At 63.5% G+C, this 3439-nt stretch carries 3 protein-coding genes; all 3 read left to right on the top strand.

The features are described 5' to 3' along the window. Positions 1 to 1071: phosphoribosylamine--glycine ligase (purD, locus tag B3605_RS14270; RefSeq protein ID WP_296434592.1), on the top strand; the 1071-nt coding region annotated here is incomplete at its 5' end. 106 nt (positions 1072 to 1177) lie between these two features. Beyond that, positions 1178 to 1651: a plant virulence effector HPE1-like domain-containing protein gene (locus B3605_RS14265; RefSeq protein ID WP_112944623.1), complete on the top strand. Its 474-nt coding sequence runs from the start codon at positions 1178 to 1180 to the stop codon at positions 1649 to 1651. Between the two features lie 327 nt (positions 1652 to 1978). Further along, positions 1979 to 3439: methyl-accepting chemotaxis protein (locus B3605_RS14260; protein WP_296434590.1), on the top strand; the 1461-nt coding region annotated here is incomplete at its 3' end.

Raw genomic sequence — 3439 nt, 5'->3', positions numbered from 1 at the left:
GTCGGCCCGGAAGCGCCGCTGGTTGCGGGCGTAGCCGATCGCCTGCGCGCCGAAGGCTTCGCCGTCTTCGGCCCCTCTGCCGCCGCAGCGCAGCTCGAGGGCTCCAAGGGTTTCACCAAGGATATCTGCGCCCGCTACGATATCCCGACCGGCGCCTACCAGCGTTTCAACAACGCCCCCAAGGCCAAGGCCTATATCCGCGAGCAGGGCGCCCCGATCGTCGTCAAGGCCGATGGCCTTGCAGCCGGCAAGGGCGTGACGGTTGCGATGACCGTCGATGAAGCGCTTGCCGCCGTCGACGATTGCTTCGAAGGCGCGTTTGGCGCTGCCGGTGCCGAGGTCGTGGTCGAGGCCTATCTCGATGGCGAAGAGGCAAGCTTCTTCTGCCTGAGCGACGGCAAGCACGCATTGGCGCTCGCAACCGCCCAGGATCACAAGCGGGTGGGCGAGGGCGATACCGGCCCGAACACCGGCGGCATGGGCGCCTATTCTCCGGCCCCCGTCATGACAGCTGAGATGGTCGAGCGCACGATGAAGGAAATCATCGAGCCCACCATGCGCGGCATGGCCGAGAGCGGCTATCCCTTCTCCGGCGTCTTCTTCGCCGGCCTGATGATCACCAGGAAGGGCCCAGAGCTGATCGAATACAACGTCCGCTTCGGCGATCCCGAATGCCAGGTGCTGATGATGCGCCTGAAGAGCGATCTTCTGCCGATCCTCTATGCGACCGCCACCGGCACGCTGGACAAGGTCACGGCCGAATGGAGCGACGATCCGGCACTGACGGTCGTCATGGCTTCGAAGGGTTATCCCGGCAGCTACGACAAGAACACGCCGATCAAGTCCATCCCCGAAGCGGGCGAGGGCGCCAAGGTGTTTCATGCCGGCACAGCGCTGAAGGATGGCGCGCTGGTCGCCACCGGCGGCCGCGTTCTGAACGTCACCGCGACGGGCAAGACGGTCGGCGAGGCGCAGACCCGCGCCTATGCGCTGCTCGACAAGGTGGAGTGGGACAACGGCTTTTGCCGCCGCGACATCGGCTGGCAGGCGATCAAGCGCGAAAAAGCGTGATCCGATATCGAAATCGGATCAGTTCTCTAAATTTTTACCCTTTCCCCTGACGGGATGGAAATAAAGCCGCGTTAAACCTGTGTGCAAGGTAAGACGGAGTGTTTCCATGCGTCAGGTTTCTGCGGTTGTTTTGGGTGTCGTCGGTGCGTTGATGGCGGGTTCCGCCATGGCGTCGTCGATCGACGTGGTCGGCGCCAATGCGGCATCGAGCGACAGCAGCATCCTCAAGATGACCTGCACCACATGCCCGCCGCTTCAGGTCGTGGAAGCCAAGAAGGAATACATCGTCCCGACGCTCGCCGAAGGCACGCTCGAGCACTCGCAGATCCGCGACGTCGATGGCGAAAGGAAGCTGTTTCGCACCGAAGGCTGGATGGGCGGCTCGCCCGTCGTGTTCGTGACCAAGGCGCCGGCTCCGGTGGCTGTAGCCGCTGCACCCGCCGCCGTCGACGGTGTCGATACGGCGACGACGTCGGCCGTGATTGGCGCCGATACCAAGCCCGTGGTCGCGGGCGCTGCAGGCCAGCCGGCGGAACAAACGCGCCCGCTCGACGTTTCCAATTTCAAGCTTAGACCTTGATTTAAAGTTCCCTGCCCCTCCCGTCCAAAGTTTTGGTCATCTGGGGTTCCACCTCAAAAGGGTGGTGAAATGCGCTCCTGAAGAGAAGCAGGGGCGCATTTTCTATTTTCCACTTCGCCTGCGGATTCTGACTCCGGGCTCCGACTTCGCGGCTAAGAGATCATATAGTCCGTGGTTAAGTATTTCTTATAAAAAACAGGCCATTTCTAGCCGCGACCGGTAGCCGCATGTGTTTTCGCAGCAGTACCAGCGACGGGCCACGCGCTCTCGCATACGCGGTAGGATACCGCGCCGGACGATGTCACCCGACACCCGTTGCGAGGCCTTATGAAGAATCTGAGAATTTCCAGGCAGCTATTTCTGCTCGTCGCCGGCCTGATGGTGGCCTTCTGCGCCGCCTCCTACCTGCAGATCCGCTCTTCGATCGATGCGATCTATCATGAGCGCGGCGAGATGCTGCGCACGCAGGTGGAATCCGGGCTTTCCATCGTTCAGCAATATTACGACCGCGAGAAATCCGGCGAACTGACCCGCGAACAGGCGCAGGCGTTGGCATACAAGCAACTCTCCGCGATCCGCTATGAGCCCAACGGCTATTTCATCGGCTACGACTACGACGTCGTCATGCGCATCACCTATGACACGCCGAAGCTCGGCAAGAGCAGCAAGGGCGCGCCCGACAGCCGTGGCAAGCCCTATCGCGACGAGATCGTCAAGGTCGGCCGCGCCGGCGGCGGTATTGTCGAGTTCTATGGCCCCAAGCCCGGCCAGCCGGCCGATGCGCAGTTCCGCAAGGCCGTCTACACCAAGGCGTTCGAACCCTGGCAGGTCGTGGTCGCCACCGGCGTCTATCTTGACGATCTCGACGCGCAGGTCCGCTCAGATGTCATCAAGGCGCTGTCTGGCGGCCTCGTCGTGCTGCTCCTGGGCGCCGCCGCCGCCTTCTACGTGGTTCGCAGCATCTCCGGCCCGCTGACGCGCATCCACACCGCCCTGCAGGCTGTCGCCGAAGAAAACGTCACGATCGCCATTCCCCACACCGACATGAACAACGAGGTGGGCATGATGGCCAAGGCGACCAAGTCGCTTCAGGAAAAGGTCCGCGAGCGCCACGCCATGTCCGAGCGCGAAGCCGCCCAGCAGATGGCGCTCGACGACGAGCGCGAAAACAATCAGCGCATGCAGCGTGACGAAACGGCGGTGCAGGCCCATGTGGTCTCCACCATCGGCCAGGCGCTGGAGCAGATCGCCCGCGGCGATCTCACGGTCCGCTGCGCCGATCTCGGCCAGAAATACGCCACCCTGCGCGACAACTTCAACGATGCGCTCGGCCATCTCGAGGCCGCCATGTCCAAGGTCTCGGTCAAGGGCGGCGATATTGCCGTCAGCAAGGAAGAGATCCGCCGCGCCTCCAACGAGCTTTCCCAGCGCACCGAGCGCCAGGCGGCAAGCCTTGAGGAAACCTCGGCCGCCCTTGACGAACTCAGCGTCGCCGTGCGCCAGACCGCCGAAGGCGCGCATGAGGCAAGCCAGCGCGTCCACTCGGTCAGCTCCGAGGCGAGCCGCAGCGACGCCGTGGTCACCCAGGCGATCGAAGCGATGGGCGGGATCGAGAAGTCTTCCGAGGAAATCGGCAAGATCATCGGCGTCATCGACGACATCGCCTTCCAGACCAACCTGCTCGCTCTGAACGCCGGTGTGGAAGCCGCGCGCGCCGGCGAAAGCGGCAAGGGCTTCGCCGTCGTCGCCCAGGAAGTCCGCGAACTCGCCCAGCGCTCGGCCGCCGCC

This window comes from Rhizobium sp. UBA1881 (assembly GCF_002338015.1).
In the GTDB taxonomy this organism is placed as follows: Bacteria; Pseudomonadota; Alphaproteobacteria; order Rhizobiales; family Rhizobiaceae; genus Rhizobium.
The sequence above is the reverse complement of the archived record's forward strand: the minus strand, read 5'-3'. Positions and strand labels throughout refer to the sequence as shown.

Bases quoted from the DNA above. Each gene is read 5' to 3' on its own strand.
- B3605_RS14265 (WP_112944623.1), top strand. From the start codon at position 1,178: ATGCGTCAGGTTTCTGCGGTTGTTTTGGGTGTCGTCGGTGCGTTGATG.